This is a genomic window from Klenkia terrae, assembly GCF_037083865.1.
Taxonomy (GTDB): domain Bacteria; phylum Actinomycetota; class Actinomycetes; order Mycobacteriales; family Geodermatophilaceae; genus Klenkia; species Klenkia terrae.
In genome coordinates this window covers 177,460-204,335 of sequence record NZ_JBAPLV010000002.1, presented here as the reverse complement: position 1 = coordinate 204,335, position 26,876 = coordinate 177,460, and the positions used below count along the sequence as shown (strand labels likewise).

Annotated in this window: 32 protein-coding genes; 11 read left to right on the top strand and 21 right to left on the bottom strand. The window is 76.0% G+C overall.

The features are described 5' to 3' along the window. Positions 1–15 precede the first annotated feature (15 nt). Genes UXQ13_RS03075 through UXQ13_RS03065 form a run of 3 tightly spaced genes read right to left on the bottom strand, consistent with a single transcriptional unit; the run spans position 16 to position 1,327 of the window. Positions 16–327: a CHY zinc finger protein gene (locus UXQ13_RS03075; protein ID WP_225232695.1), complete on the bottom strand. Its 312-nt coding sequence runs from the start codon at positions 325–327 to the stop codon at positions 16–18. Next, positions 324–641 carry an AzlD domain-containing protein gene (locus UXQ13_RS03070; protein ID WP_225232696.1) on the bottom strand — a complete coding sequence of 106 codons (318 nt, stop codon included), beginning with the start codon at positions 639–641 and terminating at the stop codon, positions 324–326. The genes UXQ13_RS03075 and UXQ13_RS03070 overlap by 4 nt, the downstream gene beginning before the upstream one ends. Then, positions 638–1,327 (bottom strand): AzlC family ABC transporter permease, encoded by a 690-nt coding sequence (locus UXQ13_RS03065; RefSeq protein ID WP_225232697.1) that lies wholly within the window; start codon positions 1,325–1,327, stop codon positions 638–640. The genes UXQ13_RS03070 and UXQ13_RS03065 overlap by 4 nt, the downstream gene beginning before the upstream one ends. Positions 1,328–1,456: 129 nt before the next feature. On the opposite strand from UXQ13_RS03065, the gene UXQ13_RS03060 reads away from it, so the two are divergent. Then, positions 1,457–2,608 (top strand): Mrp/NBP35 family ATP-binding protein, encoded by a 1,152-nt coding sequence (locus UXQ13_RS03060; RefSeq protein WP_225232698.1) that lies wholly within the window; start codon positions 1,457–1,459, stop codon positions 2,606–2,608. 17 nt (positions 2,609–2,625) lie between these two features. Here the strand turns inward: UXQ13_RS03060 and UXQ13_RS03055 are convergent, their stop codons facing one another. From UXQ13_RS03055 to sigE, 4 genes are all read right to left on the bottom strand, one after another. Continuing rightward, on the bottom strand, positions 2,626–3,027 hold the full coding sequence (locus tag UXQ13_RS03055) for a twin-arginine translocase TatA/TatE family subunit (protein ID WP_225232699.1): 402 nt from the start codon (positions 3,025–3,027) through the stop codon (positions 2,626–2,628). A gap of 61 nt (positions 3,028–3,088) precedes the next feature. Then, on the bottom strand, positions 3,089–4,453 hold the full coding sequence (locus tag UXQ13_RS03050) for a S1C family serine protease (RefSeq protein ID WP_336391806.1): 1,365 nt from the start codon (positions 4,451–4,453) through the stop codon (positions 3,089–3,091). 185 nt (positions 4,454–4,638) lie between these two features. Then, the gene (locus UXQ13_RS03045) at positions 4,639–5,205 is read right to left on the bottom strand and encodes an anti-sigma factor family protein (RefSeq protein ID WP_225232701.1); all 567 of its coding nucleotides are present in this window, start codon (positions 5,203–5,205) and stop codon (positions 4,639–4,641) included. Then, positions 5,202–5,765 carry an RNA polymerase sigma factor SigE gene (gene sigE / locus UXQ13_RS03040; protein WP_225232702.1) on the bottom strand — a complete coding sequence of 188 codons (564 nt, stop codon included), beginning with the start codon at positions 5,763–5,765 and terminating at the stop codon, positions 5,202–5,204. Before sigE ends, UXQ13_RS03045 begins: the two co-directional genes overlap by 4 nt. A 190-nt stretch (positions 5,766–5,955) precedes the next feature. Here sigE and UXQ13_RS03035 point away from each other — a divergent pair, with 190 nt between their 5' ends. After that, entirely contained in the window at positions 5,956–6,630 is a 675-nt protein-coding gene (locus UXQ13_RS03035; protein WP_336391805.1) for an O-methyltransferase, read from the top strand. Here the strand turns inward: UXQ13_RS03035 and UXQ13_RS03030 are convergent. Together UXQ13_RS03030 and glgC are read right to left on the bottom strand one after the other, a co-directional pair. Further along, positions 6,627–7,121 carry a 2'-5' RNA ligase family protein gene (locus UXQ13_RS03030; protein WP_225232704.1) on the bottom strand — a complete coding sequence of 165 codons (495 nt, stop codon included), beginning with the start codon at positions 7,119–7,121 and terminating at the stop codon, positions 6,627–6,629. The genes UXQ13_RS03035 and UXQ13_RS03030 overlap by 4 nt on opposite strands. Positions 7,122–7,127: 6 nt before the next feature. Next, positions 7,128–8,351 (bottom strand): glucose-1-phosphate adenylyltransferase, encoded by a 1,224-nt coding sequence (glgC, locus tag UXQ13_RS03025; protein ID WP_225232705.1) that lies wholly within the window; start codon positions 8,349–8,351, stop codon positions 7,128–7,130. A gap of 56 nt (positions 8,352–8,407) precedes the next feature. Here glgC and UXQ13_RS03020 point away from each other — a divergent pair, with 56 nt between their 5' ends. Further along, positions 8,408–8,968: a hypothetical protein gene (locus tag UXQ13_RS03020; protein WP_336391804.1), complete on the top strand. Its 561-nt coding sequence runs from the start codon at positions 8,408–8,410 to the stop codon at positions 8,966–8,968. Positions 8,969–9,009: 41 nt separating this feature from the next. Then, on the top strand, positions 9,010–10,182 hold the full coding sequence (glgA, locus tag UXQ13_RS03015) for a glycogen synthase (RefSeq protein WP_225232707.1): 1,173 nt from the start codon (positions 9,010–9,012) through the stop codon (positions 10,180–10,182). A gap of 7 nt (positions 10,183–10,189) precedes the next feature. On the opposite strand, the gene UXQ13_RS03010 is transcribed toward glgA, so the two are convergent. From UXQ13_RS03010 to UXQ13_RS03000, 3 genes are read right to left on the bottom strand one after another with little or no spacing between them, the layout of a single operon-like run. Continuing rightward, positions 10,190–10,780: a nitrile hydratase subunit alpha gene (locus UXQ13_RS03010; RefSeq protein ID WP_225232708.1), complete on the bottom strand. Its 591-nt coding sequence runs from the start codon at positions 10,778–10,780 to the stop codon at positions 10,190–10,192. Next, complete coding sequence (locus UXQ13_RS03005) at positions 10,777–11,058, bottom strand: SH3-like domain-containing protein (RefSeq protein ID WP_336391803.1); 282 nt, start codon at positions 11,056–11,058, stop codon at positions 10,777–10,779. The genes UXQ13_RS03010 and UXQ13_RS03005 overlap by 4 nt, the downstream gene beginning before the upstream one ends. Next, positions 11,055–11,336, bottom strand: coding sequence for a hypothetical protein (locus UXQ13_RS03000; RefSeq protein ID WP_336391802.1), 282 nt, complete (start codon positions 11,334–11,336; stop codon positions 11,055–11,057). The genes UXQ13_RS03005 and UXQ13_RS03000 overlap by 4 nt, the downstream gene beginning before the upstream one ends. Before the next feature lie 52 nt (positions 11,337–11,388). Between UXQ13_RS03000 and UXQ13_RS02995 the strand changes: the two genes are divergently transcribed. Then, positions 11,389–12,363, top strand: a complete 975-nt coding sequence (locus UXQ13_RS02995) for an MsnO8 family LLM class oxidoreductase (protein WP_336391801.1) — start codon at positions 11,389–11,391, stop codon at positions 12,361–12,363. Here UXQ13_RS02995 and UXQ13_RS02990 read toward each other — a convergent pair. Then, a complete protein-coding gene (locus UXQ13_RS02990) occupies positions 12,332–13,309 on the bottom strand; it encodes an App1 family protein (RefSeq protein WP_336391800.1) in 978 nt (325 codons plus the stop codon). The two genes, UXQ13_RS02995 and UXQ13_RS02990, sit on opposite strands and share 32 nt — an antisense overlap. Continuing rightward, a complete protein-coding gene (locus UXQ13_RS02985; RefSeq protein WP_336391799.1) occupies positions 13,306–14,052 on the bottom strand; it encodes an alpha/beta fold hydrolase in 747 nt (248 codons plus the stop codon). The genes UXQ13_RS02990 and UXQ13_RS02985 overlap by 4 nt, the downstream gene beginning before the upstream one ends. 33 nt (positions 14,053–14,085) lie before the next feature. Between UXQ13_RS02985 and UXQ13_RS02980 the strand changes: the two genes are divergently transcribed. Next, positions 14,086–15,546 carry a phytoene desaturase family protein gene (locus UXQ13_RS02980; RefSeq protein WP_336391798.1) on the top strand — a complete coding sequence of 487 codons (1,461 nt, stop codon included), beginning with the start codon at positions 14,086–14,088 and terminating at the stop codon, positions 15,544–15,546. Here the strand turns inward: UXQ13_RS02980 and UXQ13_RS02975 are convergent. The 5 genes from UXQ13_RS02975 to UXQ13_RS02955 form a co-directional block, all read right to left on the bottom strand. Then, complete coding sequence (locus UXQ13_RS02975; protein WP_336391797.1) at positions 15,543–16,991, bottom strand: hypothetical protein; 1,449 nt, start codon at positions 16,989–16,991, stop codon at positions 15,543–15,545. The two genes, UXQ13_RS02980 and UXQ13_RS02975, sit on opposite strands and share 4 nt — an antisense overlap. Before the next feature lie 63 nt (positions 16,992–17,054). Then, a complete protein-coding gene (locus UXQ13_RS02970; protein WP_225232714.1) occupies positions 17,055–17,234 on the bottom strand; it encodes an Rv0909 family putative TA system antitoxin in 180 nt (59 codons plus the stop codon). A gap of 14 nt (positions 17,235–17,248) precedes the next feature. Next, entirely contained in the window at positions 17,249–18,718 is a 1,470-nt protein-coding gene (locus UXQ13_RS02965; RefSeq protein WP_336391796.1) for a leucyl aminopeptidase family protein, read from the bottom strand. A gap of 149 nt (positions 18,719–18,867) precedes the next feature. Beyond that, positions 18,868–19,035 carry a DUF3117 domain-containing protein gene (locus tag UXQ13_RS02960; RefSeq protein WP_082522773.1) on the bottom strand — a complete coding sequence of 56 codons (168 nt, stop codon included), beginning with the start codon at positions 19,033–19,035 and terminating at the stop codon, positions 18,868–18,870. 123 nt (positions 19,036–19,158) lie between these two features. Next, positions 19,159–19,716 (bottom strand): DNA-3-methyladenine glycosylase I, encoded by a 558-nt coding sequence (locus UXQ13_RS02955; RefSeq protein ID WP_336391795.1) that lies wholly within the window; start codon positions 19,714–19,716, stop codon positions 19,159–19,161. Between the two features lie 257 nt (positions 19,717–19,973). On the opposite strand from UXQ13_RS02955, the gene UXQ13_RS02950 reads away from it, so the two are divergent. Next, positions 19,974–21,041 (top strand): NAD-dependent epimerase/dehydratase family protein, encoded by a 1,068-nt coding sequence (locus UXQ13_RS02950; RefSeq protein ID WP_336391794.1) that lies wholly within the window; start codon positions 19,974–19,976, stop codon positions 21,039–21,041. Between the two features lie 78 nt (positions 21,042–21,119). After that, positions 21,120–22,709, top strand: a complete 1,590-nt coding sequence (locus tag UXQ13_RS02945; protein ID WP_336391793.1) for an HNH endonuclease signature motif containing protein — start codon at positions 21,120–21,122, stop codon at positions 22,707–22,709. A 20-nt stretch (positions 22,710–22,729) separates the two neighbouring features. Here the strand turns inward: UXQ13_RS02945 and UXQ13_RS02940 are convergent, their stop codons facing one another. Both UXQ13_RS02940 and UXQ13_RS02935 read right to left on the bottom strand, forming a co-directional pair. Continuing rightward, entirely contained in the window at positions 22,730–23,623 is an 894-nt protein-coding gene (locus UXQ13_RS02940; protein WP_225232719.1) for a DMT family transporter, read from the bottom strand. A gap of 73 nt (positions 23,624–23,696) precedes the next feature. Then, on the bottom strand, positions 23,697–25,034 hold the full coding sequence (locus tag UXQ13_RS02935; protein WP_225232720.1) for a hypothetical protein: 1,338 nt from the start codon (positions 25,032–25,034) through the stop codon (positions 23,697–23,699). A gap of 92 nt (positions 25,035–25,126) precedes the next feature. Here UXQ13_RS02935 and UXQ13_RS02930 point away from each other — a divergent pair, with 92 nt between their 5' ends. From UXQ13_RS02930 to UXQ13_RS02920, 3 genes are read left to right on the top strand one after another with little or no spacing between them, the layout of a single operon-like run. Beyond that, positions 25,127–25,462 carry a VOC family protein gene (locus UXQ13_RS02930; RefSeq protein WP_225232721.1) on the top strand — a complete coding sequence of 112 codons (336 nt, stop codon included), beginning with the start codon at positions 25,127–25,129 and terminating at the stop codon, positions 25,460–25,462. Between the two features lie 26 nt (positions 25,463–25,488). Then, entirely contained in the window at positions 25,489–26,142 is a 654-nt protein-coding gene (locus tag UXQ13_RS02925; RefSeq protein ID WP_225232722.1) for a glycosyltransferase family 2 protein, read from the top strand. Beyond that, the gene (locus UXQ13_RS02920) at positions 26,139–26,789 is read left to right on the top strand and encodes a TIGR04282 family arsenosugar biosynthesis glycosyltransferase (RefSeq protein ID WP_225232723.1); all 651 of its coding nucleotides are present in this window, start codon (positions 26,139–26,141) and stop codon (positions 26,787–26,789) included. The genes UXQ13_RS02925 and UXQ13_RS02920 overlap by 4 nt, the downstream gene beginning before the upstream one ends. The last annotated feature ends 87 nt before the right edge of the window (positions 26,790–26,876 follow it).

The window sequence follows — 26,876 nt, the reverse complement described above, 5'->3', positions numbered from 1 at the left end:
GAGCCTGCCACCCGGTCAGCCGAAGTAGAGGTGGTGGTGCAGCCGGCACCCGGGGTTGAACGGGGCCGCGCAGTGCGGGCAGCCGTCGGCCACCGTGTAGTCCGCGATCGACAGGGTGCCGCGGCAGACCCCGCACAGCACCGCGTGCACCGACCGGTCGTCGGCCGGCCAGACGACGGCGGGGTGGTCGGCGCACGCCGCGTGGCACAGGTGGCAGCCGTAGTAGGGCTCGCAGCAGGCGAACCGGATCGCCACGACGTCCAGGTCGGTGCGGTAGTGCGCGCAGCGGGTCTGCTCGTCGACGAGCTCCCCGGCCACGGTGGTCACCCGCCCGACCCTAGCCAGTGCACGCCGGCCCCGGTCAGCCCCGCCAGCAGCAGGACGACGACGAAGGGCGCCCGCAGCGCCAGCGCGACCGCGGCCACCACGAGCCCGGCCAGCCGGCCGTCCACCACCAGGGCCGACCCGGAGGTCGCGGCCTGCACCGCGACCAGCGCGGCCAGCAGCGCCGCCGGCACGAAGTCGACCACCCGGGCCACCACCGGGTGCTCGACCCACGCGGCCGGCACGCTCAGCCCGGCGACCTTCAGCAGGTAGCAGCCCAGCGACCCGAGCAGCACCGCCAGCCAGAGCCCGCTCACCGCCGCCACCGCCCGGCCAGGGCCACCGCGACGACGGCGGTGATCACCTGCACCCCCGCCGGCACGAACGGGGTGAGCGCCAGCGCGACCACCGCGCCGCCCAGGGCCACCCGCCGCTGGGCGGCCGGCTCGGCCCAGCTCCGCTGCAGCCGCGGCCACAGCAGCGCCAGGAACGCGGCCGGGACGACGGCGTCCAGCGCGGCCAGCGACGCCCCGGTCAGCGCGTCGGCACCCAGCGCACCGATCAGCGTGGTGATGTTCCAGCCCAGGAAGATCGACCCGCCGCCGACGGTGAAGGCCAGCCGGGCGTTGGCCCGGTCGGGGGCGGCCAGGGCCAGCGCGGTGGACTCGTCGATGACCAGGTGCGCCGTCCCCAGCCGCCGCAGTCCGCCCCTGGGCTGCAGCAACGGCACCAGCCGGACGCCGTAGATCGTGTTGCGGGTGCCCAGCAGCACGGCGCTGCCGACCGCGGCCAGCACGCCGCCGCCGGCGCCCAGCACGCCGACCAGGGCGAACTGCGAGGCACCGGTGAACATCAGCAGCGACAGGGCGCAGGCCTGCCAGGCGTCCAGCCCCGCGGCGACCGCGGCGGCCCCGAAGGCGGCGCCGTAGAGGCCGACGGCCACGCCCAGCCCCAGGGCGTCCCGGATGGTCGCCCGCCGGGCAGCGCGTGCGGGGTCCGTCACGAGCCCGGACTCTAGGACGCCGGCCGCCGTACAGTGGTGGACGGCCTGCTGCGCAGGTCGCCGCCCCGCTCGGGTGCGGGCGACCGGGACGACGCGGGCCCCCACCGATGCGAGGAGACCCACCACCGCATGTCCGAGACGCTGACCGCCACCCCGGCCGCCGACGCCGTCAACGCCGCCCTGGCCACGGTCCAGGACCCCGAGATCAACCGGCCGCTCCCCGAGCTCGGCATGATCAAGGACGTCCGGATCGGTGCGGACGGCCTGGTCGAGGTGGACGTCTACCTGACCGTCTCCGGCTGCCCGATGCGCGAGACCATCACCAGCCGGGTCACCGAGGCCGTCTCCGGCGTCGCCGGCGTCACCGGCGTCAAGGTCGGGCTCGACGTCATGAACGACGAGCAGCGCGCGGAGCTGCGCAAGACCGTCCGCGGCACCGACGCCCCCGAGGCCGTCATCCCCTTCGCCCAGCCCGGCTCGCTGACCCGCGTCTACGCTGTCGCCTCCGGCAAGGGCGGGGTCGGCAAGTCCAGCGTCACGGTGAACCTGGCCGCCTCGCTGGCCAAGCGCGGGCTGAGCGTCGGCGTCGTCGACGCCGACATCTACGGCCACTCCGTCCCCCGCATGCTGGGCGTCGAGGACAAGCCGACCCAGGTCGACAACATGATCATGCCCCCGCAGGCCTACGGGGTGAAGGTCATCTCGATCGGCATGTTCACCCCGGGCAACACCCCGGTCGTCTGGCGCGGGCCGATGCTGCACCGCGCGCTGCAGCAGTTCCTCGCCGACGTCTGGTGGGGCGACCTGGACGTGCTGCTCATGGACCTGCCCCCGGGCACCGGCGACGTGGCGATCTCGGTGGCCCAGCTGGTGCCCAACGCCGAGATCCTGGTCGTGACCACCCCGCAGCAGGCCGCCGCCGAGGTGGCCGAGCGCGCCGGGGCGATCGCCACCCAGACCCACCAGCAGGTGGTCGGCGTGGTCGAGAACATGTCCTGGCTGGAGCTCCCCGACGGCTCCCGCATGGAGCTCTTCGGCTCCGGCGGCGGCCAGGCGGTCTCCGACGCGCTGACCAAGACCCTCGGCGCCCGGGTGCCGCTGCTGGGCCAGATCCCGCTGGACACCCGGCTGCGCGAGGCCGGCGACGCCGGTGCGCCGATCGTGCTCGCCCAGCCCGACGCCCCCGCGGCCCAGGCGCTGGAGAAGATCGCCGAGGGCCTCGCGGTCCGCTCCCGCGGTCTGTCCGGGATGTCGCTGGGCCTCACCCCCGTCCGGAGGTAGGCCCGCGGCCTCGGGGCCTAGGTCGCGTCGGTGTCGTAGGGCGCCGGCTGCGACCGGTCCCGGGGCGCGCCCGCCCGGGACAACGCGCTCGCACCGGCCACCGCGGCGGTCCCGGCGACCGCCGCGGTGGCCGAGGTGCGGCCGCTGCCCCGGGTCACGACCGGCCCGTCGTCGCCCATGAGCTGGTCGCGGATGAACGTCTTCGGGTGGTACTTGCGCAGGTCGAGGTCGCGCAGCTGGTCGAAGTCGTCGCCCAGGCTGTCCTGCAGCTGACCGCGCGCACCGGTGACCATCTCGCGCACCTTCTTCAGGCCCTGCGCGGCGTCCTTGGCCAGGGTGGGCAGGCGGTCGGGGCCGAAGATGAACAGCGCGGCCAACCCGAGGACGATGATCTCGCCCCAGCCGATCGAGTCGAACACCTGCTCATCCCCTCCCGCGGGTCGTCGAGGGCAACTGTAGGCAGCGTGCCTGGGTGTCGGCTCAGGCCGTGGTGAGCGTGGCCTGGACCTCGGTCGAGGAGCCGCCGTCGCGGACCAGCTCGACGGTCACGGTGTCCCCGGGGGACTTGCTGTCCACGGCCACCTGCAGCTCCTCCGAGGACCCGACCGGCGTGCCGTCGACGGCGATGATGACGTCCTGCTCCTCGATGCCGGCGGCCTCGGCGGGGCTGCCGGGCTCCACGTTCACCACCAGGGCGCCGTCGCGGGCGCCGTCGGTGACCGACCGGGCCTGCACCCCGAGCGAGGCGTGCACCGCGGTGCCGGTGCTGATCAGCTGCTCGGCGATGTCCCGGGCGGTGTCGATCGGGATGGCGAAGCCGAGCCCGATCGAGCCGCCGGTGGTGCCGCTGCCGCCCAGCGAGGCGATGGCGGTGTTGATGCCGATCACCGCTCCGGTGCCGTCGACGAGGGCGCCGCCGGAGTTGCCCGGGTTGATCGGGGCGTCGGTCTGGATGGCGCTGATCACCGCGTTGGTGTCGCTGCCCTCCCCCGACAGCCGCACCGGCCGGTCCAGCGCGCTGACGATCCCGCTGGTCACCGTGCCGGCCAGGCCCAGCGGCGAGCCGATGGCCACCACCGGGTCGCCGACGACGACCGAGCCGGCCGTGGCGAGGGAGGCGGCCACCAGGCCGGGCTTCTCCACCTTGATCACCGCGATGTCGCTGGCCGGGTCGCGGCCCACGATCCGCGCGTCGGACCCGCTGCCGTCGGAGAAGACCGCGCGGATCTCGGCGCCCTCGACGTCGTCGGCGCCGGAGACCACGTGGTTGTTGGTGATGATGTAGCCGTTCTCCGCGTCGACGACGACGCCGGACCCGGTGGCCCCGGAGTCACCGACCCGCACCTCGATGGAGACGACGGCGGGGCCCACCTGCTGGGCGATGTCGGCGACCGAGCCGGGCGCCCGGCTGATCCCCGGGGAGACCTCGGACAGCTGGGTGTTGGCGGTCAGCAGCGGCGACTCGGTCGCGGTGCGGCCCAGGTACCAGCTCAGCGTGCCGCCGAGGGCGGCGACGAACAGCAGCGACAGGACGGCGATCACCGCGACCGGCAGCGTGATGTCGCCCAGCCGCAGCCGGCGGCGACCCTTCGCGTCGACCTGGATCGGCCCCTGGGGCTCGGACTCCTCGACGTACTCCGCGGGCCGGCCCAGGCTCGAGGGGGCCAGCGGGTCGCGCCACGGGTCGGCCGCGGCGTCGGGCTTCCACCACGGACCCGACGACGTGCGCCGGGCGCCGGGGCGGCCACCGGGCGGCAGGCCCAGGCCGCTCTGGCCGTCGCGGGGGGCGAAGGCGCGCAGCACGGCCTCCGGCGGCAGGGCCACCGGCGGGCGGGGGCGGGCCACGGGGCGGTCACCGGCGAACGAGCCCTCGACGTCGGCGGGCCGGCCGAAGGCGGCCTGCTGCTCCGGCGGCGGGGGCGGGACGGGACGGTGCCCCGGCGCCGGGGCTGCCGGGCGGTCGAAGGACCCGTCGGTCCCCGCCGGCCGGACGTACCCGGCGTCCTCCGGGGCTCCTGCGGATCGCTCGGTCAGGGGGTGCCGCCGGTCAGCTCCGTGCCGACCGTGACGGTGCGGACGACCGGCGGGACGACGGCGGTGCGCTCACCGGACGTCGCCGCGCTGCCGGTGTCGGGGCGGGCCACCGGACCGGGCTGGCCGCCGCTGGGCAGGCTGACCGCCAGAGCCACCACGCCGACGCCGATCCCGGCCAGACCGGCGGCCACGCCGCGGCGCAGCCAGCGGGCCTGCCCCGGACGGTCGGGGGTCTCCTGCGGGGTGAGCGGTGCGGAGAACCCGCCGCCGATCACCCGGTCCGGCGAGGCGAGCAGGGTGCCCGAACCGCCGAAGCCGCCCGAGGCGGACACGTCGGCGGTGAACGGGATGGCCTGCAGCCGGCTGAGCAGGTCACCGGGGACGGCGACGTCGCGGCTGGTGTGCAGGGCCTCCTTGGCCTCGCGCTGGGCCTCGACGGCCAGCCGGCACTGGGCGCACCCGGTGAGGTGCCGGGCGGCGCGGCCAGCGGCGACGCCGGACAGCTCGCCGTCGACCAGCGCGGCGATGGCCTCCTGGGCCAGGTGGCTCACCGGGATGTTCACCGCAGCCCCTCCTCGAGCACGGGACGACGGCCCGGTGCCAGGTGGGCCAGGGCCTCGCGGAGCTGCACCCGCCCGCGGTGGATTCGGCTGCGCACCGTGCCGAGCTTGATGCCCAGCGTGGCGGCGATCTCCTCGTAGGTCAGGCCCTCGATGTCGCACAGCACGACCGCCACCCGGAACTCCGGCGACAGCGCGTCGAGCGCGGCCTGCACCTGGGGGTCGAGGTGGGTGTCGGTGTAGACCTGCTCGGGGCTGGGCGCGCTGCCGGGGAGCCGCTCGGTGTCCTCGGGGAGGGCGTCGAAGCGGATCCGCTGGCGCCGCCGCACCATGTCCAGGAACAGGTTCGTGGTGATCCGGTGCAGCCAGCCCTCGAAGGTGCCCGGGGAGAACGACGCCAGGGAGCGGAACACCCGGACGAAGGTCTCCTGGGTGAGGTCCTCGGCGTCGTGGGCGTTGCCCGAGAGCCGGTAGGCCAGGCGGTAGACCCGGGCGGAGTGGTCGCGGACGACCTGCTCCCAGGTCGGGGCCACCCAGACGTCGGCAGCAGCGGGCTCGGTCACCACCCCAGCATCCCAGACCGCGGCGGACCCGGCCGGGTCGGTGGGTGTCGACGACGGGCCGGTCGACTCGGACGAGGGACGCTTCAGGCGCACACCCGTACCAACGGACGAGCAGGTACGCCGTGTTCCCGCCGGGTCCACGGCGGTTCCCGGTGCGCCCGTCGGCGGCCGGGGCCACTACCCTCGCCGGGTGACCAGCGCCGCCGGACCGCCGCCCCCGGGCGGGCAGACCCCCGACGCGGCGGCGTACGCGGACACCTTCGCCGCCGAGTCCCCCGCGCTCGCCCAGGCCCGGCACCGGGCCACCGCCGCGGTCGACGCGCTGGGCACCGTGCCGCCGGTCGAGCCCGCCGTCGGTGCCGTGCTGGCCGTGCTGGCCGCCGGGGTCGGCGCCCGCTCCGTGGTGACCATCGGCGGCGGCGGCGGCGTCGCCGGGCTGTGGCTGCTGCAGGGCATGCGGGCCGACGGCGTGCTGACCGCGCTGGACGCCGACCCGACCGAGCTGCGCGCCGCCCGCCGCACCTTCACCGACGCCGGGCTGCCCAGCGGCCGCACCCGGCTGATCTTCGGCACGGTCGGCGAGGTGCTGCCGCGGTTGTCCCCGGCCGCCTACGACCTGGTCTGCTGTGCCGGTCCCCCCGCGGAGTACAGCAAGCAGCTGCCCGCGCTGCTGGGCCTGGTCCGCGCCGGCGGGTCGCTGGTGCTGCACGGCATCAGCGCGTCGTCGGTGGGCGACCGCTCCCAGCGCGACCCGCAGACCGTCGCCTGGCGCGAGCTGGTCCGCGCGGTCAAGGACGACGAGGACCTGGTCCGCGCGGTCATCCCGGTCGGCGCCGGCCTGCTGGTCGCCACCAAGCGCAGCTAGAAGAGGTAGCGCTCCACCGGCTCCCACGGGCCACCGAGGTAGCGCCAGAGCCCGAGGCCCACGGCCGGCACCCGGTACGGCGTGAAGTCCGCGGCCAGGTCCGCGTGCAGGGCGCGGGCCACCTCGGGGGCGACCTTGTTCTGCACCGTCACGTGCGGGTGCCGCCACTGAGCGTCCTGCCGGGTCAGCCACGGCGCCCAGGACCGGGCCAGCGCCGTCCGCAGGTCGGTGACGTCGTCCGAGCGCAGGTCGAACGCGACCCCGCCGCCGAGCAGGCGCAGCCCGGCCACCTCGACGTCGAACCCCGGCCGGTCGGCCGCGGCCGCCAGGTCGGCCCGGACGGCGTCCTCGTGCTCGCCGGGCACCGCGTGGAACAGCGTGACGTGCGCGGCCAGGTGGTTCCGGTCGGCCGGGAAGTGCCGCTCGCGCAGCCCGTCGAACCGCTGCTGGGCCTCGGCGTCCAGCAGCAGCGTGACGACCAGGGGCTGCACCGTGGCTCAGTCGAGGATGGCGCGGGCGCCCTTGCCGAGCACGGTCACGCCGCCGGCGCTCACGTGGTAGCGGGAGCGGTCGGCCTCGTGGTCGACCCCGATCCGGGCGAACGGCGGGACGACGACGTTCTTGTCCAGGATCGCCCGGCGGACCACCGCGCCCTCGCCGATGTGCACGCCGTCCATGAGCACGCTGTCCTCGACGCTGCTGGAGCCGTCGACCCGCACCCCGGGGCTGACCACGGACCCGCGGACCGACCCGCCGGCGATGATCACCCCGGCGCTGACCATGGAGTCCTCGGCGCGGCCGCCCAGCACGAACTTCGCCGGCGGCAGCTGCGGGGGCAGCGTGTAGATCGGCCACCGGTCGTTGTAGAGGTTGAACACCGGGGAGACCGACCGCAGGTCCATGTGCGCGTCGTAGTAGCTGTCCATGGTGCCCACGTCGCGCCAGTAGCCGTGGTCGCGCTCGGTGGCGCCGGGGACGACGTTGGTGGAGAAGTCGTACACCCACGCCTCGCCCTTGTCGGCCAGCATCGGCATGATCGAGCCGCCCATGTCGTGCACGGAGGCGTCGTCCTCGGCGTCGGCGCGCAGCGCCTCCAGCAGCGCCTCGGTGGTGAACACGTAGTTCCCCATCGACGCGAAGCTCTCCTCCGGGGAGTCGGGCAGGCCCGGCGGGTCGGCCGGCTTCTCCAGGAAGCCCTTGACCTTGCCGTCGGCGTCGGCGTCGATGACGCCGAACTCGGTGGCCTCGTGCCGCGGCACGCGCAGCCCGGCGACGGTCACGCCGGCCCCGGTCTGCAGGTGCTGGTCGATCATCTGCGCGGGGTCCATGCGGTAGACGTGGTCGGCACCGAAGACGACGACGATCTCGGGCCGGGCGTCGTGGATCAGGTTCAGCGACTGGAAGATGGCGTCGGCGCTGCCGGTGAACCAGCGCGGCCCGAGGCGCTGCTGGGCGGGCACCGGGGTGATGTAGTTGCCCAGCAGGCTGCTCATCCGCCAGGTCGTGGTGATGTGCCGGTCCAGGCTGTGGCTCTTGTACTGCGTCAGCACGGCGATCTGCCGGATCTCGGCGTTGACGAGGTTGGAGAGCACGAAGTCGACCAACCGGTAGTTGCCCCCGAAGGGCACCGCCGGCTTGGCCCGGTCCTGGGTGAGCGGGGAGAGGCGCTTGCCCTCTCCACCAGCCAGGACGATGCCGAGTACCCGCGGGCTGCCACGCATGTGGTGAACCTAACGGCTACCCCGGCCAGGTGCGCACCCGGTGCCATGCTGTCCGCGTGAAGCTCAGCCGCGCACTCCCCCGCAGCGCCGCGATCGAGGCCGCCCGCCGGGCCGCCGACCTCGCCGTGGCGCGCTGCCTGGTCGACCTGCGGGCCGCCGTCGAGCTCGACCGCGGCACCGACGAGGCGCTCGTGGTCTTCCGGCTGCAGCGCATCGGCGACGCCCTGGGCCTCTCGGGCGTGGACGTCGTCGCCGGTGGCCGCGCGCGCACGCTGACCCCGGTGGGCCCGCAGCTGGCCGACTGGACCGCCCTCTACGGCGACCTGCTGGAGAGCATCGGCCGCTGGACCGGCACCCCCTGCCCGGAGGGCCTGGTCGTCGCGCTCCGCCGCGGCAGCGCCGACCTGGTCGGCTACCCGGGCGAGCACTGCGACCACTGGGACGGCGGCCCGGACCTGGCCGTCGAGCACCCCGCGCCCGACCCGATGGCCGGCTGGCACGAGCCCCCGTACCCCGAGTGCTGCGCGGCCCACCGGGTGCACGCCGCCCTCGAGGAGCTCGGCGCGCCGGTCCCGTCGGTCCGCGGCGACTTCGACTGCGACGACCCCCAGGACTGATCGCGGTTCCCCGGGGGCCCGCGACATCTAGGGTTCGGCCCATGCGCGTGGGAGTCGTCACCAGGGAATGGCCGCCGGACGTCTACGGAGGGGCCGGGGTGCACGTCGAGCACCTCGTGGCCGCGGTGCGCGGGCTCGCCGACGGACCCGAGCTCGACGTGCACTGCTTCGGCGGGCCGCGCGAGGACGCCACCGCGCACGCCGTCCCGGCCGGGCTGGCCGAGGCCAACGGCGCGCTGCAGGCCGTCGGCGTGGACGTCGAGATCGCCGCCGCGCTGGCCGGGGCCGACCTGGTGCACTCGCACACCTGGTACGCCAACCACGCCGGCCAGCTGGCCTCCCTGGTGCACGGCATCCCGCACGTGGTGACCGCGCACTCCTTGGAGCCTCGCCGGCCGTGGAAGGCCGACCAGCTCGGTGGTGGTTACCGGCTGTCCTCCTGGGTGGAGCGCACCGCCTACCTGGCCGCCGACGCGGTCATCGCGGTCAGCAACGGCATGCGCACCGACGTGCTGGACGCCTACCCCGAGCTGGACCCGGACAAGGTCCTGGTCGTCGGCAACGGGGTGGACGCCGAGGCCTACCGGCCGGTCCACGACGACGACGTCGTCCGCTCCGTCGGCGTGGACCCCGACCGGCCCTACGCCCTGTTCGTCGGCCGGATCACCCGGCAGAAGGGCCTGGTCCACCTGCTGGCCGCGGCCGAGCAGCTGCCGCCCGACGCCGGGCTGGTGCTGTGCGCCGGCGCCGCGGACACCCCGGCCGAGCGGCAGCAGGTCGCCGACGCGGTGGCCCGGCTGCAGCAGCAGCGCACCGGCGTGGTCTGGATCGAGGAGATGCTGCCGCGCCAGAAGCTGGTCCCGCTGATCACCGGCGCCACGGTGTTCGTCGTCCCGTCGGTCTACGAGCCGCTGGGGATCGTCAACCTGGAGGCCGCCGCGTGCGGCACCGCCGTGGTCGCCTCGGCCGTGGGCGGCATCCCGGAGGTCGTCGACGACGGCCGGACCGGGTTGCTGGTGCCCTACGACGAGGCCGACCCGGCCGCGTTCGCCGCCGGTCTCGCGGCCCGGATGACCGAGCTGCTGGCCGACCCCGACCGGGCCGCCGGCATGGGTGCGGCCGGCCGGGACCGGGTGCTCGCGGAGTTCGGCTGGCCGGCGATCGCCGAGCAGACCGTCGCGGTCTACCAGCGGGTCCTGGCCGCGAGGAGCTAGCCCAGGGTCAGACCGCCGCCGTCCCGATCAGGCCCTTGCGGGTGACCAGCCCGGCCAGCTGGTCCTCGGTCAGCCCCTCGGTGCCCTCGGGACGGCGCGGCAGCACCATGTACCGGGACTCCGCCGAGGCGTCCCAGACCTCGATCCGGGTGCCCGCGGGCAGGTCGAGGCCGAACTCGGCCAGGACCGACCGCGGGTCCCGGACGACGCGGGAGCGGTAGGCCTCGGACTTGTACCAACTGGGCGAGGGCCCCAGCAGCGCGATCGGGTAGCAGCTGCACAGCGTGCAGACCAGCACGTGGTGCTCGTCCGGTCCGTTGGCCACGACCTTGAGCCGCTGCTCCTGCAGGCCGCCGGCCATCGACAGGCCGACCTCGGGCAGCGCGGCGTTGGCGTCGGCCAGCAGCCGGTCGCGGAAGCCGTCGTCCACCCAGGCCCGGGCGACCACGCGGGCGCCGTTGGCCGGCGTCCCGCCCGCCGCGAACTCGTCGATCCGGGTGTCGATCTCCCCCGCGTCCAGCAGACCGCGGGACTCCAGCAGCGCCTCGACGTGCCGGACCCGGGCCGAGATCAGCGAGCTGCCGTGGTCGTCGCTCATGCCCGTCCCTCCGTGTCGTGGTCGAGGTGGTCGTGCCAGAGCTCGACGGTGACCCCGTGGTCGCCGTCGCCGAACAGGTCCCGGGCGGCGAACCGCACGTGGTAGACCGGCTGGGCCGGGACGTCGAGCCCGCGGGCCCGGTCGTCGGCCAGCGGGTGCGACCCGGCCACCTGGACGACGGTGCCCGTGGCGCCCCGGGCATATCGGGGCAGCCGGGTGTGCCCGGCCGGGTCGGCGGTCCGGGTCCGCACCCGGTCGCCGGGCGCGTAGGCGGTCACGGCTCCAGGTCCCCGGGCGCCGCGACACCCTTCTCGACCAGCAGCGTGTTGATCGCGGCGAACCAGCGCTCGTAGTAGGAGGACCCCAGGAACTGCGCCACCGGCAGCCGCTCCTGGGCGTCCCGGAACTCGTCCAGGTTGTAGACCCCGCGCTTGATCAGCGCCCCGTTGAGCGCGAAGACGTGGGCCTCCCAGTCCTCGTGGAACCGCGGCTCGTCAGGCTCCTCCACGATCGCGGGGAACCCGGCCATGCCACCGACGTCGTTGATCCGGCTCACGCGACCGTCCTACCACGGGACGCAGACGGCGACCGGCTGCGTTGCACCCGGCATGGACGACGTCGGGCTCTCCGTGCTGGACCGCACCCGCACCCGGGTGGGCAGCAGCGACGCCGATGCGATCGGGCACACCGTGAAGCGGGCGCGGCGGGCCGAGGCACTGGGCTACGACCGGTTCTGGGTGGCCGAGCACCACGGCGTGCCCGGGGTGGCCGGGTCGGCGCCGGCCGTGCTGCTCGCGGTGCTGGCCGGGGCCACCTCGCGGATCCGGCTGGGGTCGGCGGGCGTGATGCTGCCGCACCACCAGCCCCTCGTCGTCGCCGAGCAGTTCGCCACCCTGGCCGCGGTGGCACCGGGCCGGGTCGACCTGGGCGTGGGCCGCTCCCCCGGCTTCACCGCCCCGGTCCGCCGGGCGCTGCGCCAGCAGGACACCGACTTCGCCACCGACGTCGCGGAGCTGCGCGCCCACCTGGCCGGCACCGCGGAGATCACCGCGCACCCGCGGCCGGCCGCACCCGTGCCGGTGTTCGTGCTGGCCACCGGGCACGGGCTGCAGGTCGCCGCGCAGCTGGGCCTGCCGGTCGTCGTCGGCGGCCCCGTGCTGGACGACCCGGACGCGCTGGACCGGTACCGGCAAGCCTTCGTGCCCTCGCCCGCGCAGCCGGCGCCGTGGGTCGGCGTGTCTGCGGACGTGCTGGTGGCCGAGACCGCCGCCGACGCCCGCCGGCTGGCGCTGCCCGAGGCCTGGGCGATGGCGCAGGCCCGGACGACGGGCACCTTCCCGGCCCTGCAGCCGGTGGACTCGATCGGGGCCATGACCCCAGCGCAGCGGCGGTACGTCGAGCAGTCCCGGGCGATCACCGGCACGCCGGCCCAGGTGGCCGACCAGGTCGGCGAGCTCCTCGAGCGGACCGGCGCCACCGAGCTGGTGGCCTCCTCCAGCACGTACGACCGCGGCGCCCTGGCCGAGTCCGACGCGGCCCTGGCCGAGCTGCTCAGCCGTGCAGCGTCGCCCGTGCCCGGCTGAGCCCGGCACCGTCCGGGGCCCGCAGCACCGGGATGGTGCCCAGCCGGTCGACCACCGGACCGCCGACCGCGGCGTCGACCAGCAGGATCTCCGCGACCCGGTCGGGGTGGGCGGTGGCGAACTCCTCGTATAGCGCCGGGTCGTGCTCGCCGGTGTCCCCGACGAGCGTCCAGTCCACCCCGGGCATGTCCTCCGCCAGCCGCAGCAGCGAGCCGCGCTTGTGCGCCTGGCCGTCCCGGAACCACCGGTCGGGCTGCAGGCCCCAGTCGGTGAGCAGCAGCGCCCCGGGCGGGAACCCGTTGCGCTCGAGGAACGCGGACAGCGGACCGATCAGGTTCCACGGCCCGTTGGACAGGTACAGCACCGGCACGTGCTCGCGGCCGGCGGTGAGCTCGCGCAGCAGGTCGGCCATCCCCGGCACCGCCCTCCGGTTCCGGCTGCGCTGCACGAACGTCCGGTAGGCCGCGCGCAGCGGGTGCGCGATCTCGGTGACCAGCACGGTGTCGTCGATGTCGCAGACCACGCCGCGGTGCGCGTCGATCGAGGCCAGGTGCAGCGGGGCGGTGGCCGACCGTCGTCCGGTCCCCATCCGCACCGGCACCGACGGGCGGCCGGTCAGCGGGTCCGGCACCTCCAGGACGGCGTCCAGCAGCCCGTCGTCGTCGCTGGTGAGCTGCTGCCGGACACCGGCGACCTCCACGTCCACCCCGGTGCGCGGCGCCTCCAGGGTGAGGAAGCGCTGCCAGCCGGGGATCCGCAGCCGGGACTCCGGGTGGGTGCCGGCCGGCGCGAGCAGCACCCGACCGAGCACCCGCACCCGCCCGCCGCTGCCGTACCCCGGGTACGGGATGGCCACCGGCGTCCAGCCGAAGCCCCGGGCGATCCGGGACGCGAGGTCGCGCAGCCCGGTCTCCAGCCGGTAGGCCGCGGTGATCGCCCGGCTCACCGGCAGAACTCCGTGACGGCCGCGGCGACCTCCGCCGGGGCGGAGAAGAGCAGCCCGTGCGGCCCACCGGGGACCACCTGCAGCCGGCCCTGGGGCAGCACCGCGGCCAGGTCCTCGCACCAGCGTTGGCCGGCGACGGGGTCGCGGCTGCCGCGCAGCACCAGCGCCGGGACGTCGACCGTGCTCATCGACTGCTCCTCCGGGCGCCGGAGCGCGTGCCGCAGCACGGCGACCATGGTCAGCGGCCCGGCGCGCAGGTAGTCCACGACGGCGACCAGCAGCAGCGCCGGCCGCTCCCGCGGGGCGTCGCGCAGCAGCCGCCAGGCCTGGCCGACCCAGGTGGGCGCGGACGGGTCCCGCGTCGGGCCGACCAGGACCAGGTGCCGGACCCGCTCCGGCCGCGCCCGGACGGCGGCCGCGACCACCTGCGCACCCAACGAGTGCCCGACCAGGTCGACCTCGTCGAGCCCGACGGCGTCCAGCCACCGGTTGAGCGCGTCGGCCAGCCCGGTGACGCCCAGCGCGCGACCACCCCCGCGGGTGCGGCCGTACCCGGGCAGATCTGGAGCCAGGGTGCGCCGGTCGCGGCTCAGCAGGCGCAGCGCCGGCACCATCGACCGGCCCGACATGCCCAGGCCGTGCACCAGGACCAGCGGACGGCCGCCCGTCCCGGACTCGCGGTGGTGCACCCGGACGGTGCGCCCGGTGCGCAGCTCGACGGGGGTCCACACGTCGGCCGGCACCTGCGCACCGTATGTCCTCCTACCGTGGGCGGCATGGCGCGCGTCGTGGTGGTGGGGGCCGGGCTCGGCGGACTGGCCGCGGCCGCGCGGCTGGCGGCGGCCGGGCACGCGGTGACGGTGCTCGAGCAGGCACCGGAGGTGGGCGGGAAGCTGGGCTGGTTCGCCCGCGACGGGCACGGCTTCGACACCGGCCCCTCGCTGGTCACGCTGCCGCAGGTCCTCCGCGACCTGTTCGCCGCCACCGGCGCACCGCTGGACGACGTCCTGGACCTCGTCCGGCTCGACCCGGCGGTGACCTACCGCTTCGCCGACGGCACCCGCGTCGCCGTCCCGGGTGACCTGTCGGGGGTGCGCGAGGTCCTGGGGCCGGAGTGGTCGGCGCTGCTGGACCGGGCCGGCGAGATCTGGCGGGCCACCGAGCAGCCGTTCCTGCGGTCCCCGCTGCAGGGCGCCCGCACGCTGGCCCGGCTGGCCCGCTCCGCCGACGACGTCCGCACCGTCGCCCCGTGGTCCTCGCTGCGCGGGCTCGGCGCGCAGTACCTCACCGACCCCCGGCTGCGGGTGCTGCTGGACCGGTACGCCACCTACTCCGGCTCCGACCCGCGCCGGGCCCCGGCCGCGCTGGCCACCGTGCCCTGGGTGGAGCAGGCGTTCGGGTCCTGGTACGTCCGCGGCGGGCTGCGCCGGCTGGCGCTGGCCGTCGCCGAACGGGCTGCGCAGTGCGGCGCTGTCGTCCGTACGTCGACCCCGGTCACCCGGGTGCTCGTCGAGGGCGGCCGGACGACGGGCGTGCAGCTGGCCGACGGTGAGCGGGTGCCCGCCGACGCGGTGGTCGTGAACGCCGACGCCACCGCCCTCTACGACCGCCTGCTGCCCGCCGACGCCCCGGTGCGCCGGGCCCGGGCGGCGCTGGCCCGGGCGACGCCGTCCTCGTCGGGCTTCGTGCTGCTGCTCGCGCTGCGCGGCCGGACGCCGGACCTGGCCCACCACACGGTGCTCTTCCCCGACGACTACGACGCCGAGTTCGACGGCCTGTTCACCGACCCCCGGCCGCTGGCCGACCCCACGGTCTACGTCAGCGCCCCCGACGACCCGGCCACCCGTCCCGACGGGGACAGCGAGTCGTGGTTCGTGCTGGTCAACGCACCGCGGCACGAGCCCGGCCGCGGCGTGGACTGGGACGCCCCCGGCCTGGCCGACTCCTACGCCGACCGGGTGCTCGCCGTCCTCGCCCGCCGCGGCCTGGACGTGCGCGACCGCATCCGGTGGCGCGAGGTGCGCACCCCGGCCGACCTGGGCCGCGCCACCGGCAGCGTGGGCGGGTCGATCTACGGGACGTCGTCCAACGGCGCCCGCGCTGCCTTCCTCCGGCCGGCCAACGCCTCCCCGCTGCCGGGGCTCTACCTGGTCGGCGGCAGCGCCCACCCCGGCGGCGGGCTGCCGCTGGTCACGCTGTCCGCGGAGATCGTCGCCGGCCTGGTCGGCCCCGCCTAGCCCCGCGCGGCGCCCAGCCCGAGCACCGCGGCCAGCCCCAGCGCGCTGCGCGGGGCGTACGGCGTCCGCCACAGACCGCCGTGCGCGGCGGCGTAGGCCTCGTCCTGCCACGGCAGGTCGTGCCGGGGTCCGCCGTCGGTGTGCAGGTCGTGCACCAGCAGCGCGGCCATCAGCACGTTGGACGTCGCCGGCTCGAACACCTCGACGCCGAACCGGTGCGCCCCGGCGTAGGCCGCGGCCAGCGCCCGGTTCTTCAGCACCGACCGGGTGCGGGTGGGCGGCGCGACGTTCATCGACACCACCGCCCCGTCCGCCCGGGCACTGGTCGCCCGCCAGCGCTGCAGCCGCTTGGCCAGCGCGTAGTTCGGACCCTGCTGCGGCACCAGGCTGTCGGCGATCCCCGGGTCGGTGCCCGGCACGTAGGCCCGCTGCAGCAGCCGGCCCGCCGACAGCGTGCGCAGCGGTCGGCCCAGCAGCTTCGCCGTCCGGCCGCGGTCGGCGTAGGCGGCGACCGAGGCCTGCACCGCCTCGCCCGGGACCACGAACACGTCGGTCGGGGTGGCCAGGAAGGCCAGCGCCAGGTCGGGCCGCTGGGCCCGCAGCCGCAGGGTCAGCACGTCGACGGCGGTGGACACCCGCACGTTGGTCGCGCCGTCGGCGTAGACGTAGTTGCCCAGCACCGGGACGCCGTCCAGACCGCCCAGCCAGTCGGCGACGGCGGGCACCTCGCCGATCAGGTCGGCCCCGCGGACGCCGTGCGCGGTGGGCAGCAGCAGCGTGCCGGCACCGCGGCGGGCGGTGTCCAGCACCCGGTCCCACAGCTGCGGGCGGGGCAGGTCCACCGCGGCGACGGTCGCGCCCCAGCGCAGCAGCGCGGTCAGCGGACCCATCTCGGCGCCGGCGCCGAGCACGGCCACCGTCCGCCCGGGCAGCGCCAGCCACTCCGGGTGGGCCGCGACCGCGGCGACGGCCTCCGCGCAGCTGGGCTCCACGGCCCCGCCGGCCACCCAGGCGTCCAGCTGCCGGGCGAGGTCGGAGCCGCCGAGGCGGCGACCGCGGAACGGCACGGTCAGCTCCCGCTCGGGCTCGGCCGTCCCGTGCACCGTCTCGGTGCCCAGGTGCCGGTCCGGCGCCGACGACGCCAGCACCGACAGCGGCTGCTCGGCACCGCCCACCACGACCCGCATGCGCTCGTGCAGCGAGGCCAGCCCCGCGTCGGCGATGCCCACGGCGGCCTCCCGGGAGGCCAGCCCGGTCTCGACCAGGCGGCGCAGGTGCGGCAGGTAGCCGGCCCGCCAGTTCGTCTCCTGCTCGGCGGCCCGGGCGCCGGTCGGGTCCACCGCCCGCAGCGCGTCGGCGACGACGGCGCGGCCCAGGGACGCGGTGCTGCGTCGTCCGTCGGGGCCTGCGGGGAAGACGACTCCGTGCTGCGCGGGCTCGGTCACCCCCGCATCCTGCCCGACACCGGCGGGTCCGTGGCCCGGTCTGCCGACCGGGCCACGGTGGGCTCAGCGGCCCTCGTCGCCGATCTTGGAGTCGGCGGCGTCGCGGCCCTTGGCGATCTGGTCGGCGTGCCCGCCCGCCTTGCCCTCGGCGAAGTCGGCTCCCTTGTCCAGGGCGCCGTCGCTGGCCTTCTCGCCCTTGTCGCTGCCCAGGAAGTCCTTGGCCTTGTCTCCGAGTCCAGCCACGGTGCTCTCCTCCCTCACGGTCGCGCCGGGCGGCGCGGCTCTCCCTCGACCCTGCCCGCTGCCGGGGGTCGGAAACCCTCCAGCCACCGCAGCAGCGTGGCGACCGCGAATCCGGTGGGGCCCTTGACGGTGCCGCCGTGGTCCGCCGCGGCCCGGGCCGGTCCGGCGATGTCCAGGTGCGCCCACGGCAGGTCGCCGGAGAAGGGCTGCAGGAACAGCGCGGCGGTGGTCGCGCCGGGGTTGCCGGGGGCGTTGTTGGCATCGGCGACCGGGCTGTCCAGCTGCGGTCGCAGGTGCGCCACGTGCTCCTCGCCCAGCGGCATCCGCCACCACGGCTCGCCCGCTGCCCCGCCCGCGCCCAGCAGGCCGTCGGCCAGCTCGTCGTCGGTGGCGTACAGCGCCCCGGTGCGGGCGCCGAGCGCGGTGCGCGCGGCGCCGGTCAGGGTGGCCACGTCGACGAGGACGTCCGCGCCGAGGACGAGGCGGGCGTGCGCCAGGGCGTCGGCGAGCACCAGCCGGCCCTCGGCGTCGGTGTTCCGGACCTCGGTGGTGCGCCCGCCGACGTGGGTCAGCACGTCCCCGGGTCGGTAGGCCGACCCGGACACCGCGTTCTCCGCCAGCGGCACCACGGCGGTCACCCGCACCGGCAGGCCCAGCCGGGCCACCGCGTCCACGACGGCCAGCACGGCGGCACCGCCGGCCATGTCGGTGTGCATGTGCCGCATGCCGGCGGTGGTCTTGACCGAGATGCCGCCGGTGTCGAACGTGATGCCCTTGCCGACGAGCACCACGTGCCTGCCCGCGGTGTCCGGCGGGGCGTGCTCGGCGACCACCAGCCGCGGCGGGCTGTCGGAGCCGCCGCCCACGGCGAGCAGGCCGCCGAAGCCCCCGGCCCGCAGCTGCCGGGGTCCCAGCACGGTCGTGGTGACCCGTTCGTGGCCGGCCAGCCGCTCCCGGGCGGCCTCGGCGAGCCAGTCGGGGTCGGCGGTGTCCGGCGGGGTGGCCACCAGCTCGCGCGCCCAGGTCACCGCCGCGGCGGTGACCAGCCCGCGGTGCAGGGCATCGACCTCGGCCGGCCCGGCGGTCGGCACGACCAGGGTCACCCGGGCCAGCCGCGGCGGGTGCGGGGTGGACGTCTGCCGGAACCGGTGGCCGGCCAGCAGCACGGTCTCCGCGGCGACCCGGACGAGCTCGGGTCCGGCGCCGGCCGGCAGCGGGAGCACCAGCCGGGTGGCGCCGTGCTCGGCGAGGGTCTGCGCCCGGCGGACGGCGACCGCGACGTAGCTGCGCAGGTGGGCCGGGGTGGCGTCGCCGACCCCCACCGCCACCAGCGACCGCGGACGCCGGCCGGGCACCGGCAGGTTGGTGATCCCGCCGGGCGCGCCGCCGTTGCCGGTGTCGGCCAGCGCGCCGGCCACCCACCCCGGGTCCAGGTCGGCGCCGGCCAGCCAGTCCGGCAGCGCGCCCCGGGCACCCACGGGCACGGAGAGGACGTCGTCCTCGGTCAGCTCGGGGAGGCTGGTGGCCAGCTTGACCCGGGGTTGCGGGGCGGTCGACCCGCCGGGATCGACAGCGGCCCCGGTCGCCGGCGTGCTGCCGGCGGCCGGGGCCGTCTGATCTCGTGTGGGACTGGTCAGCTGATCGCGCCCTGGAGGGCCTCGGAGAGCGCTGCCGCCTCGTCGGCGGAGAGCTCGACCACCAGCCGGCCCCCACCTTCCAACGGGACGCGCATGACCAGGCCGCGGCCCTCCTTGGTGACCTCGAGGGGACCTTCACCCGTGCGCGGCTTCATGGCCGCCATGCGTGCCTCCTTCACCGGCCACCCGCGTCCCCGTGGTGGGTCGCGGTGTGGCTGTCCGTCAACTGCTGAACCAGAGCTGCCGTCCATTCTCCTGCATGCCGGTCGGACCACCAACATGAGCCCTCAACCGACGCCGGCCAGCCCCGCCCGGAAACACGTCGCGACGTGGTCGTCCACCATGCCGGTGGCCTGCATCAGGGCGTGCGCGGTGGTCGGCCCGACGAAGGCGAACCCCCGCTTCTTCAGGTCCTTGGCCAGCGCGGTGGACTCCGGCGTCGTGGCCGGCACGTCGGCGAGGGTGGCCGGGTTGGGCCGCGGCGGCGGGGCGTAGGACCACAGCAGCTCCGACAGGCCCTGGGGCACCTGCTGGGCGGCGCGGGCGTTGCGCCGGGCCGCCTCGATCTTGGCCCGGTTGCGGACGATGCCGGCGTCGGCCATCAGCCGCTCCACGTCGGCGTCGGTGAACTCCGCGACCGCGTCGATGGAGAACCCGGCGAACGCGGCCCGGAACGCCGGTCGCTTGCGCAGGATGGTGATCCAGGACAGCCCGGACTGGAAGGCCTCCAGGCACAGCCGCTCGAACAGGGCGTCGTCCCCGCGCAGCGGCACCCCCCACTCCTCGTCGTGGTAGGCGACGTAGTCGGGGGTGCTGGTCGCCCAGCCGCAGCGCTCCGGTTCCACGCCCGGGAAGCTAGCGCCCCCTCACTCGGGCCGGCTGAGCAGCCAAGCAGAGACGGCCAGCAGCAGCCCGCCCACGCCGGCGACGACCACGACGTCCAGCCAGACCGGCGCCGTCCAGCTGCCCCACCGCAGCGCGACCTCCGCGGCGACGACGAGGACCGGTTCGAGCTCGGGCTGGGCCTGGTGCTCGACGGGCTGCAGGCCCGGTTGGACTCCCGCGCTGCGTCCCGGGGCGGGCCGAACTAGCGTTCGCCGGCGTGCGCATCCTCGTCACCGGTGGGGCCGGCTTCATCGGTTCCCACGTCGTCGCCGCCCACCTCGACGCCGGGCACGAGGTGCGGGTGCTCGACGCGCTGTTGCCCGCCGTCCACCCGGTCTACCCCGACGGCCCCCCCGGGCTGGACGGTGTCGAGCTGGTCGTCGGCGACGTCCGGGACGCCTCGGTGGTCGACCAGGTGCTGCGCGGGGTCGACGCGGTCAACCACCAGGCGGCGATGGTCGGGCTGGGCATCGACGTCCAGGACATGCCCAAGTACGCCGGCATCAACGACCTGGGGACGGCGGTGCTCCTGGCCGGGATGGCCCGCGCCGACGTCGGGCAACTGATCTTCGCCAGCTCGATGGTGGTCTACGGCGAGGGCCGCTACGAGTGTGCCGAGCACGGGGTGGTGCCGGCTGCGCCGCGACGCCGGTCCGACCTCGACGCCGGGGTGTTCGACCCGCCCTGCCCGGTGTGCGGCCGGCAGCTGACCTGGGGCCGGGTCGGCGAGGAGACCCCGCCGGACCCGCGCAACACCTACGCCGCGACCAAGCTCGCCCAGGAGCACCTGTCCTCGGCGTGGGCCCGGTCCACCGGCGGCACCGCGGTCGGGTTGAGGTACCACAACGTGTACGGCCCGCGGATGCCCCGGGACACCTTCTACGCCGGGGTGGCCTCGATCTTCCGGTCGTCGCTGGAGGGTGGCCGCGCCCCCCAGGTCTTCGAGGACGGCGGCCAGATGCGGGACTTCGTGCACGTCACCGATGTCGCGCAGGCCAACCTCGGCGCGTTCGGCCACCCGCCTGAGGACTCCACGCTGCGCACCTACAACGTGGCCAGCGGCACCCCGCACACCGTCGGCGACATGGCCGCCGCGCTGGCCGAGGCGTTCGGCGGGCCGGCTCCCGAAGTCACCGGGCAGTACCGCATCGGCGACGTCCGGCACGTGGTCGCCAGCCCCGCCCGGGCGCAGGACGAGCTGGGCTTCTCCGCCGCCGTGTCCTTCGCCGACGGCATGCGCGAGTTCGCCACGGCCGAGCTCCGGGCGGCACCGCAGGAGCCCTGAGCGTTCCCGCGGGAACGCGTTCTGTCGGACCCCTCGGCCATTCTTCGATCAGGTGTTCGATCGGAGAGGTGGACGGCGATGACCACGACGGCGGTGCTCGAGACGACGGTGCTCGACCAGATGAACTGCGCGAGCGACGACCCACCGACGGGCGGTCTCGCCCTGCCCGAGCTGGCCGCCCGCCTGTGCGCCGGCGCCGTGGCCATCTCGGCTTCGACCGCCGCCTGGCTGCTGCTGGTTGCCGAGTTCGACCGCCGCGAGGGCTGGGCGGTGCCCGGCGTGGCCTCCTGCGCGCACTGGCTGTCCTGGCAGTGCGGCATCGCCCCCGGCACGGCGCGGGAGCACGTGCGGTTGGCCCGCGCGCTGCCCGGCCTGCCCCGGGTGACCGACGAGCTCGGCGCCGGCCGGTTGTCCTACGCCAAGGCCCGGGCGATCGCGCGGGTGGCCGACGCGGCGACCGAGTCCGACCTGCTCGACCTGGCGCAGAACTGCACCGCCGCCCAGCTCGACCGGGTGGTCGCCGGCTGGCGGCGGGCGGACGCCGTCAGCACCGACCTGGCCCGCGGCCAGGCCGACGAGGCCCGCAGCGCCGTCCGCAGCACCGTGCTGGACGCCGGCGGGTCCGACGACGAGGCCGACGCCGCCGGGAGGAAGGCCGCGGCAGAGGTGTGGACCGCGTGGTGGCCCGAGGGTGCCGACCCGGACGCCGTCCCGGCCCGGTGGGAGCAGCGGTTCGACTGGCACGACGAGGGCGACGGCAGCGTGACGCTGCGCCTGCGGCTGTCCGCGGAGGACGCCGCCGAGGTGGTGGCCGCGGTCGAGCACCGCGCCGAGGTGCTCACCCGCCGCGAACGCGTCGCGGCACGGGCCGAGGACGAGCATTCCCCGGACTGGGCCGGCTGGGTCGCGGGGGACGACCTGCCCGCCGGCCGGGCGGCCGCCGGTCGGGGTCGGGAGATCGCCGCGGCCCGTCGGTCCCGGGTCACGGTCGCCCGCACCACCGCCTTCCTCGACCTGGTCCGGGCCGGCGCCGGTGCCGTCGACACCCACCCCGGCGACCCGGCCCGGCGCGAGCTGCTGGTCCGCGTCGACGCCGTTGTCCTGGCCGACGACACCGCGGCCGGCCAGGCGGCGCTCGACGGGGTGGCCGCCCTGAGCCCCAGCCAGGCCCGCCGGCTGGCCTGCGACGCCGCCGTGACCACGGTGCTCGTCGAGGGCGGCCAGGTCATCGCCTCCGGCCGCACCCGTCGGTTCGCCAGCTCCGTGCAGCGCCGCGCCCTCCTGCTGCGCGACGGTGGCTGCGCCCGGCCGGGCTGCACCGAGACCCGTCCCGAACGCCTGCACGCCCACCACCTGGTCAGCTGGCTGGCCGGCGGCCGCACCGACCTGGACAACCTGGTGCTGCTGTGCGACCGCTGCCACGGGCTGGTGCACGACCTCGACGTCACCCTGCACCGCCACGGGGCCCGGCTGAGCGCGTCGACTCCCGACGGATCGAGGATCTGGGCCGTCCCGGACACCCCCGCGGCGGCTCCTGCGCCGGCGTCCAACCTGCCGCCGTCCTGGGAGGCCAACGGCGCCCGCATGGACCTGCGGTACGTGGTCGGCACGATCCTGGCGAACCGGGCCGCGCTCCGCCGCCGGCAGGTCGCGGACCGCGCGGCCTGAGACGTTCCCGCGGGAACGTCTCAGGCCGGCGCGACCGGGACCGGGTCGGGCTCCGGCACGCGGGAGCGGCGGGTGGCCAGCACGCAGCCGACCAGGATCACCGGCAGCCCGACGGCGATGCCCACGGTGAACGGCTCGTCGAGCAGCAGCACGCCCAGCAGCACCGCGACCGCCGGGTTGACGAAGGTGATCACCAGCGCCCGCTGCGGCCCCACCTCGCGGATGAGCCGGAAGAACAGCACGAGGGCCAGCGCGGTGCAGACCAGCCCGAGGACGACGACGGCGGCCAGCGCGTCGACCGGCGCACCGGCGAACTGGCCCAGCCGCGGGACGGCGAACGGCGCGTAGACCACCGCGGTCACGACCAGGGCGACGGCGCTCGCGGCCACCCCCGGGACGTCGGACAGCTGCCGGCTGATGATCAGCGGCGCCGTCCCGTACCCGATGACGGTGAGGACGACGGCGCCGATGGCCACCAGCTGCGCCCCGCGGACGTCCAGGCCCAGCAGGGCGACGATGCCGGCGACGCCCAGCAGCATCCCGCCGATCCGCACCCGGGACAGTCGCTCCTCGTCCCCGAGCAGCCGGCCGGCCAGGGCGGCCACGAACGGCACCGTCGCCACCAGCAGCCCGGTGAGCGAGGAGGACAGCGACTGCTCGGCGATGCTCAGCAGCAGCCAGGGCCCGGTCATCTCCAGCACCGTGAACGCGAGCAGCGGCCGCCAGTGCCGGGCCAGCCCGCGCAGCTGTCCGCGGACGAGGACCAGCGGCACCAGGACCAGCGCCCCCAGCACGCACCGGCCGAAGACGACGAGCACGGGGTCGAACTCCCCCACCGCGACCTTGATCAGCAGGTAGGGGATGCCCCAGATGACCGACATGGCGACGAACAGCGCCCAGCCCCGACGACTCACCGCGTCATCCTGCCTCCCGCCGCGCCCGGCGTCAGCAACCCGACCTGCCAGCCACCGCCGGTTTCCGGCCAGGTCACCACTCGGTGCGGACGGCCACCTCGATGCCGATCGCCAGCGTGGCGCCCAGCGCCAGCCAGACCCGCCGTCCGCGGGCCGGCAGGAACGCCGTCGCGGTCAGCACCCAGACGTAGAACGGCAGCCAGATCCGCTCGGTCTCCCCGCGCACCAGCCCGGTGACGTCGCTGACCAGGATCCCGACCAGCGCGGCCAGCGGCAGCAGGGCCAGCCGGTGCCGGCGCAGCGACGCCAGCCCGGCGATCGCCGCCGGCCCGATCGCCAGCAGCGCCACAGCAAGGTTCGAGAACAGGAAGAACTCGACCGGACGGTTCGCGTAGGAGGGGCCCGAGCGCACCCGCTCCCCCGCGGCGTGGAACCCGTCCAGCCACCAGTAGCCACCCAGCGCGAACAGCCCGACGACGACCAGGACGCCGACCGCCCCGACCCCCAGCACCCGGACCACCCCGCCCCAGCCGAGCCGGCCGCGGTGCACCAGCACGACGACCAGCGCGAGCAGCCCGAGCGCGGTCAGCCCGAAGGACAGGAACAGCGCCAGGCCCAGCAGCAGCCCGCCGGCCAGCGCCTTGGCGTCCCGGCGCCACCCGGTCGACACGGCCGCGGTGGCCAACCCGGCGATGCCCCACGCCGACACCCCGGCGAAGAAGGCGTCGGCGCTGGTCGCGACCCACAGCGACAGCGGGGCCAGCACCAGGAACGGCGCGACCGTGCGCGCCCGCACCTCGTCGGCGACCGCGCGCACCGCCAGCAGGACGGCGGGGACGGCGAGGGCACCGCCGACGATGCACAGCGCGGCGTCCCACCCCAGCCCGGACAGCCCCAGCTTCTCCAGCACGACGAAGGCCAGCAGCGCGCCCGGCGGGTGGCCGGCCACGTGGGTGGTCCACGGGTCGGCGGAGTCGGCCGGGACGGAGTCGGTGAACGTGGCCAGGAACTGGGCGATCGAGCCGACCCGGGGGACGTCGTTCGGGTACTCGTAGCGCACCGACAGCGGCTCGGTCAGCCGGTCGGGTCCACTGGTCAGCGCCAGCGCGACGGCCCAGCCGGCGGCGACCACGGCCGACCCGGCCGCCAGCACGCCGAAGCGCACCCGCGCGGCCAGCGCCGGGCCCACGAGCACGACCACCGCGGCCAGCACGACCGGGGGCAGCATGCGGGCGCTCGGGTCCAGCGGCGCCCACTCCCCGCGCAGCAGGTAGCCGCCCAGCAGGTGCAGGATCGTGCCGCCCTCGGCCAGCCGGCGCCCGATCGACGTCATCAGCCAGACGAACAGCCCGGCGGCGACGACGGCGACCACCGGCAGCAGCTGCCGCACCCTCGTCCCCGCGCTGGTCACGACGTCGGACTCTAGGTGGCTCGGCCCGTCCCCGATGAGTCCGCCCGCCCCGCAGGGTCCATTCCCCGACAGCCACCGACGAGGAGGACCCGATGTCGATCACCGCAGCCCTGGCGAGCCTGACCGTGTCCGACCTGGGCCGGGCGGAGGCCTGGTACGCCGCCCTGGTCGGCCGCGACCCCGACGCCCGGCCGATGGAGGGGTTGCTGGAGTGGTACCTGCCCGGCGGGTCCGGGGTGCAGGTGTTCGCCGAGCCCGACCGCGCCGGCCGGTCGGGGGCGACGCTCGCCGCCGAGGACCTGGACGAGGTCGCGCGCACCCTCGCCGCGGCCGGCGTCGAGCACGCCGGACCGGAGCCGGTGACGTCCGGCCGGATCCTGCGGCTGGCCGACCCGGACGGGAACCGGGTGGTGCTCACCGGGCGGTGACGATCACCCGCGGCTAGCGTCTGCGCGTGCCCGACGTCGTCTTCCCCTGCCTGGACGAGGCCGGGGCGCTCCCCTGGGTCCTCACCCGCCTGCCCGAGGGGTACCGGGCGATCGTGGCCGACAACGGCTCCACCGACGGCTCCGCCCAGATCGCCGCCGACCACGGCGCCACCGTCGTCCACGTGCCGCAGCGCGGGTTCGGTGCCGCCGCGCACGCCGGGCTGGAGGCCGCGACGGACGAGATCGTGTGCTTCTGCGACGCCGACGCCTCGATGGACCCCGCCCAGCTGCCCCGGGTCGTCGGCCCGGTCGCCGCGGGCGAGGCTGACCTGGTGCTGGGGCGGCGCCGGCCCAGCTCCCGCGCGGCCTGGCCGGTGCACGCCCGGGTCGCCAACACCGCGCTGAGCGTGCTGATGCGCCGCCGCACCGGCCTGCGGCTGCACGACCTGGGCCCCATGCGCGCCGCCCGGCGCACCGAGCTGCTCGCCCTGGGCATCACCGACCGCCGTTTCGGCTACCCGCTGGAGATGGTCACCCGCGCCTCGGACGCCGGCTGGCGGATCCGCGAGCTGGACGTCGACTACCACCCGCGCGCCGACGGCACGAAGTCCAAGGTCACCGGCACCGTGCTCGGCACCGCCAAGACCGTCCGCGACATGTCCCGGGTGCTCTCCCGATGACCCAGCTGCTGGTGATCACCAAGGCGCCGGTGCCCGGGCGCAGCAAGACCCGGCTCACCCCGCCCTGCACCCCGCTGCAGGCCAGCACGATCGCCTCCGCCGCGGTCGCCGACACCCTGGACGTCGTCCGGGCCACCCCGGTCAGCCGCCGGGTGGTCGCGCTGGACGGCGCACCCGGTGACCTCGACCTGCACGACCTCGTCGTCGTCCCGCAGGTGGAGGGCGAGCTGGGGACCCGGCTGGCGGCCGCGTTCGCCACCGCGATGACCGGGGACGGCGACCTGCCGACCCTGCTGGTCGGCATGGACACCCCGCAGATCACCCCGGATCTGCTGACCGACTGCCTGGCCCGCCTGGTGACCGCCGGACCCGGCACCGCCGTGCTCGGCACCGCGCCCGACGGCGGCTGGTGGGCCCTGGGCGTGCACTCCCCCGCGGCCGCCGCCGTCCTGCCCGACGTCCCGATGTCCCGGGAGGACACCGCGGTGAACACCCGGGCCGCGCTCGAGGGCGCCGGGTTCACCGTCGTGGACCTCCCGGTGCTGACCGACGTCGACCACTGGCCCGAGGCCGTGGAGGTCGCCGCGCTCTGCCCGGAGGGCAGCCGCATGCGCCGCACGGTCGAGGAGATCGCGCTCGCGCTCTGACCCGTCCGGATCAGGCCCTGCATCCGAACCCTCCGGTGCGGGTAGTGCCCGGTCGACATCATCAGCGGGTCGACGTGCGCCCCACCG

Coding starts and splice junctions, on each gene's coding strand:
- UXQ13_RS02945 (WP_336391793.1), top strand. CDS start 21,120: ATGACCACGACGGCGGTGCTCGAGACGACGGTGCTCGACCAGATGAAC.
- UXQ13_RS02980 (WP_336391798.1), top strand. CDS start 14,086: ATGGCGCGCGTCGTGGTGGTGGGGGCCGGGCTCGGCGGACTGGCCGCG.
- UXQ13_RS02995 (WP_336391801.1), top strand. CDS start 11,389: ATGGACGACGTCGGGCTCTCCGTGCTGGACCGCACCCGCACCCGGGTG.
- UXQ13_RS02930 (WP_225232721.1), top strand. CDS start 25,127: ATGTCGATCACCGCAGCCCTGGCGAGCCTGACCGTGTCCGACCTGGGC.
- UXQ13_RS03060 (WP_225232698.1), top strand. CDS start 1,457: ATGTCCGAGACGCTGACCGCCACCCCGGCCGCCGACGCCGTCAACGCC.
- UXQ13_RS02920 (WP_225232723.1), top strand. CDS start 26,139: ATGACCCAGCTGCTGGTGATCACCAAGGCGCCGGTGCCCGGGCGCAGC.
- UXQ13_RS02960 (WP_082522773.1), bottom strand. CDS start 19,035: ATGGCGGCCATGAAGCCGCGCACGGGTGAAGGTCCCCTCGAGGTCACC.
- UXQ13_RS03010 (WP_225232708.1), bottom strand. CDS start 10,780: ATGAGCGACGACCACGGCAGCTCGCTGATCTCGGCCCGGGTCCGGCAC.
- glgC (WP_225232705.1), bottom strand. CDS start 8,351: ATGCGTGGCAGCCCGCGGGTACTCGGCATCGTCCTGGCTGGTGGAGAG.
- glgA (WP_225232707.1), top strand. CDS start 9,010: ATGCGCGTGGGAGTCGTCACCAGGGAATGGCCGCCGGACGTCTACGGA.